Source organism: Gemmatimonadota bacterium, assembly GCA_039715185.1.
GTDB lineage: Bacteria > Gemmatimonadota > Gemmatimonadetes > Longimicrobiales > RSA9 > DATHRK01.
This window is the reverse complement of record JBDLIA010000147.1, coordinates 1-4425: the sequence shown is the minus strand read 5'-3', so window position 1 is coordinate 4425 and position 4425 is coordinate 1. Positions and strand designations below refer to the sequence as shown.

The window sequence follows — 4425 nt, the reverse complement described above, 5'->3', positions numbered from 1 at the left end:
CGCCGACCGCGCGTTCGCGGCCGACGTGGCCGAAGGTGGCGCGGACGCGTGGGTCTCGTGGTTCCACCCCGACGGCGCGATGATCCAGCCCGGGGTCGGCGAGATCGCCGGCCGCGACGCGATCCGCGAGTTCATGGCGGGGCTGGACGAACCGGGCGTGTCGCTGACCTGGGAACCGCTCCGCGCGGACATCGCGGCGTCGGGCGAATTGGGTTGGACGACCGGCACGTATGTGAGCAGGAGCGGCCCGGAGGAGGAAGGGTCGGCAACGGTGGAAGGCCGCTACGTCAGCATCTGGCGCCTCCACGAGGGCACCTGGAAGGTGGTGATGGACCTCGGCAATCCCGGCGAGCCGCAGATCAGGATTCTCACGGCTTCCAGATCAGGTAGGTGAAGAGCCCCGTCGCGCACAGCTCTCCGCCCTGACTCACGTCCACGCTCGACACCGCCACGGTGCGGCCGCGCTTCACCATGGTCGCGACAGCCTCCACGTCCCCCAGCCCCGCGCGCGCCGGGCGCAGGAAATTCAGCTTGAACTCGATGCTGGTCATGGCGTGGCCGTCGGTCAGCGTGGGCAGGATCAGGTAGACCGCGGCGGTGTCGGCCAGCGTGCTCAGCACGCCTCCGTGGACCACGTCTTCCACCTGCAGAAAACGATCGGCCGTGGGAGCACTAACGGTCGCGCGCTCGTCGTCGCGCTCGCCGAACTGGAAGTCGAAAAAAGCCGCGACGGGCATCGACTGGAGGCGTTCCAGCGCCCGCTGCGCGGCTCGGTCCATGGGATCCTATCCTTCGAGTCTGATGGTCACCGTCGTCGGCGAGGACCGGAGGCAGAGCGACGCCAGCGCCAGCGCCACGCGCCCACCTCCCGGCACGTCCCTTCGAAAGTCGACGGGGCAGGAGCCCGAAACTACCACGTGGGCGTCCTTCGCGACGCGGATCGCGAGGCCCACCGTGCCGGCATCGGACGGCGCCGCGTCGCGGGGGCCGGGCCGCTCGGCGTCGTCCGGCGCCATCGTGAACAGCGCCACGTCCGGCGCAGGCAGGGACTCGACCACCTCGGCGCGGACCACCGCGATGGCCGTGGCTCGCGAGCCGCCCTGAGCGACGACGCCGGCCGGCAGCGTGACAAGCAAAGCCATCAGGAACGCGCTCGAGCGCGCGCCTCCGGCCCACTCCGGGGAGAGCAGGGCGAACAACGGGGCACCTCGTGGCTACCGAAAGCTGCGCCAGGCGTATACTTAATTTCGGCCCATCCTCCTGCCGGCGCCAGCAATTCCACTTGGCCGCCCCGTGCGCCGTGCGTACACTCGGGCCATGTCCCTGCCCCGAATTTCGATCAATCATCCCGACTGGCTCGCGCAGCGCGTCGACTGGACGCTGCGTTTGCGCGACGGCGAAGACCGCATGCGCTGGGTGGTGGACCTCGTGCACGAGCAGGTACGCCAGGGCACGGGCGGGCCGTTCGCCGCGGCCATTTTCGAGCGCGACTCGGGGCTGCTCGTGGGCGTCGGCCTGAACCGCGTCGTGCCCGAGCACAACAGCTGCCTGCACGCGGAGGTCATGGCGATCATGACCGCCCAGGCGCGCCTGCGTAGCTACTCGCTGGGGCTGGAGGGCATGCCCGAGCACGAGTTGGTCACGTCCTGCGACCCCTGCGCGATGTGCGTGGGCGCGGCGTTCTGGAGCGGCGTCCAGCGCCTGGTGGCCGGCGCCGACCGGAACGATGCCATGGCCCTCGGCTTCGACGAAGGTCCGGTATTTCCAGAAACCTACGCCTACCTGGAGGAGCGCGGCGTGGAGGTCGTGCGCGGCGTGTGCCGGATCGACGCGGCTGCAGCGCTGGAAGCGTACGTGCAGCGCGGCGGCGAGATCTACAACGCGTGAGCGCCGTGCGCCCCACTCTGTCCTCGGACGCGCTCGCCGGCGCGCTGGCCCGCCTGGACACCGCCGACGCCCGCCTCGCAGACCGCTACCCGGGGGAGCCCGGGCGACGCCAGCCGGTCCACACGGTGTACGGCGGCGGCCACCTGTTCCGGGCCGCGACCGCCGAGCGGCTGGGCGACCTGGCCCGCCGTTCGCTGGACGAGTTCGCGCCGGATCCCGCCGCACTAGCCCAGGCGACCGGCATGGTGGATGATCCCCCGGGCCTGGTCGATGCGGTCCACGCGCGCGTGCGGGAGAAGCTCGAGACCGAGCCGGTCGAGGACTTCCGCATCGACTTCGAGGACGGCTACGGCCACCGCGCCGACGCTGAGGAGGACGGCCACGTGGTCGAGGCCGCGGCGGAGGTCGCAGAGGGACTGGCGTCGGACTCGCTGCCGCCCTTCCTGGGCCTGCGCGTCAAGCCGCTCTCGCCCGAGCTGCGCGCGCGCTCCGTCCGCACGCTCGACCTGTTCGTCACCGCGCTCGTCGAGCGCAGCGGCGGCGAGCTGCCGGACAACTGGGTGTTCACGCTGCCGAAGATCACCGACCCGGCGCAGCCCGCCGCCTTCGCCGAGCTGCTGGGGCGGCTCGAGGAGGCGCACGGCCTGGACGCCGGCTCGCTCCGCTTCGAGCTGATGGTGGAGACCCCGCGGTCGATCTTCGCCGCCGACGGCTCGGTCGCGCTGCCCGCTCTGGTGGAGGCGGGCGCGGGCCGCGTCACGGCGGCGCACTTCGGCACCTACGACTACACCGCGCTGCTGGGCATCACCGCCTCCGAGCAGCGCATGCGCCACCCCGCGTGCGACTTCGCGCGCGACGTCATGAAGGTGGCGCTCGCGGGCACGGAGGTGTGGATCTCCGACGGCTCCACCGCGGTGCTGCCGGTGCCGCCGCACCGCGCCGCAGAGGGCGCCGAGCTCGGCCCCGCGCAGCGGGCCGAGAATCGCGCCGCGGTCCACGCCGCGTGGCGCATGCACTTCGACGACGTGACCGACTCATTGGTGCGCGGGCTCTACCAGGGCTGGGACTTGCACCCGGCGCAGCTCGTCACGCGCTACGCCGCGGTGTACGGCTTCTTCCTGGGCGCGCTGGACGCAGCCGCCGACCGCCTCGCCAACTTCCTCGAGCGCGCCGCCCAGGCGACGCTGCTGGGCAACGTCTTCGACGACGCCGCCACCGGCCAGGGGCTGCTCAACTTCTTCCTGCGCGCGGTCAACAGCGGGGCGGTGTCGGAAGACGAGGCGCTGGCGCGCACGGGCCTCACGCAGGAAGAGCTGGCGACGCGGTCGTTCGTGGAGATCCTGAAGCGGCGGGGCGGCTAGGGCCCTCCGCCCTCCGCCCACCTCCGCAGCACGTCCCTCTCCTCGGCGCTCATGTGCGTCGCGTTTCCAGGCGGCATCGTTTCGGTCGCCACCGCGCGCTCGCGGATGCGCTCCATCATCACCCGGATCTGATCCTCGGTGTCGAACGCGACGCCGGCCGGCGGCACGCCGAAGTCGCGGATCGCGGGGGACAGCGAGTGGCACGGCGTGCAGCGCTTGTCGATCACCGCGCGCGCCTGCTCGAAGGTGACCGGCCCGGCGTCGGCGAACCCCTGCCCGTCCCCCCGCGCGCCGCCCGGCATGGCGCCGAGCGCGTACAAAGCGCCCAGCGTGGCCACGATCGAGGTCGCGACAGCGGCGCCCCAGCGCGGCTCGTGCCAGCGGATGTTCATGGAGTGCCGGACCGCCGCCCCGCCGGCCACGAGCACCGCCAGCACGACCCAGTTGGCGGTGTGCGCGTACAGGCTCGGGAAGTGGGCGCTGAGCATCAGCGCGATGACCGGGAAGGTCATGTAGTTGTTGTGCACCGAGCGCTTCTTGGCGGCCAGCGACAGCGCCGGGTCCGGCTGCCCGCCCTCCTCCACCGAGCGCACCAGCGAGCGCTGCGAGGGCATGATGGTGGTGGCCACGTTGGCCGCCATGAGCGTGCCCATGACGGCGCCCAGCTGCAGGAACGCGGCGCGCCCGCTGAAGATCTGCGTGAGCGCGTAGCCCACGCCGGCGACCAGCACCAGCGACAGCGCGGACGCGGCGGTGGGCGTGCGGCCGATGGGGGAGCGCCAGAGCGCCTCGTACAGGAGCCAGGAGCCGAGCAGGATGCCCACGCTCGTGGCGACGGCCGCGCCGCCCGACATGGTCGCGCCGGGACCGAGCAGCATCGCCCGCCCCTCCAGGTAATAGACCACGACCAGGAGGGAGGCGCCGCTCAGCCACGTGGTGTACGCCTGCCACTTGAACCAGTGCAGCGGCTTGGGGAGCTCGTCCAGGCGAAGCCTCTTCTCCACGTAGTAGAAGCCCCCGCTGTGCAGCAGCCACGCGTCGCCCTGCGCGTTGTCGGGGTCCTTCGAGGGGCGCAGCGAGCGGTCCAGCCAGTTGTACAGCAGCGAGTTGCCGATCCACATGATGGCGGCGATCACGTGGATCCAGCGCAGCGTCAGGTCGAGCAGCTCGCGCACGC

At 71.9% G+C, this 4425-nt stretch carries 6 protein-coding genes; 3 read left to right on the top strand and 3 right to left on the bottom strand.

The window, feature by feature from the left end; translation table 11 throughout:
- Positions 1-394: nuclear transport factor 2 family protein (locus tag ABFS34_15850; GenBank protein MEN8376900.1), on the top strand; the 394-nt coding region annotated here is incomplete at its 5' end.
- Here the strand turns inward: ABFS34_15850 and ABFS34_15845 are convergent.
- Positions 369-779, bottom strand: coding sequence for a PaaI family thioesterase (locus ABFS34_15845; protein ID MEN8376899.1), 411 nt, complete (start codon positions 777-779; stop codon positions 369-371). The two genes, ABFS34_15850 and ABFS34_15845, sit on opposite strands and share 26 nt — an antisense overlap.
- A 6-nt stretch (positions 780-785) precedes the next feature.
- Positions 786-1199 (bottom strand): hypothetical protein, encoded by a 414-nt coding sequence (locus ABFS34_15840; protein MEN8376898.1) that lies wholly within the window; start codon positions 1197-1199, stop codon positions 786-788.
- A gap of 118 nt (positions 1200-1317) precedes the next feature.
- On the opposite strand from ABFS34_15840, the gene ABFS34_15835 reads away from it, so the two are divergent.
- Together ABFS34_15835 and ABFS34_15830 are read left to right on the top strand one after the other, a co-directional pair.
- Positions 1318-1887 (top strand): nucleoside deaminase, encoded by a 570-nt coding sequence (locus ABFS34_15835; GenBank protein MEN8376897.1) that lies wholly within the window; start codon positions 1318-1320, stop codon positions 1885-1887.
- Complete coding sequence (locus ABFS34_15830; protein ID MEN8376896.1) at positions 1884-3248, top strand: phosphoenolpyruvate kinase; 1365 nt, start codon at positions 1884-1886, stop codon at positions 3246-3248. Before ABFS34_15835 ends, ABFS34_15830 begins: the two co-directional genes overlap by 4 nt.
- Here the strand turns inward: ABFS34_15830 and ABFS34_15825 are convergent.
- The coding region (locus tag ABFS34_15825) for a urate hydroxylase PuuD (GenBank protein ID MEN8376895.1) at positions 3245-4425 on the bottom strand (1181 nt) is incomplete at its 5' end. The genes ABFS34_15830 and ABFS34_15825 overlap by 4 nt on opposite strands.

Excerpts from the sequence above, each read along its gene's own strand:
- ABFS34_15835 (MEN8376897.1), top strand. The coding sequence starts at position 1,318 with ATGTCCCTGCCCCGAATTTCGATCAATCATCCCGACTGGCTCGCGCAG.
- ABFS34_15845 (MEN8376899.1), bottom strand. The coding sequence starts at position 779 with ATGGACCGAGCCGCGCAGCGGGCGCTGGAACGCCTCCAGTCGATGCCC.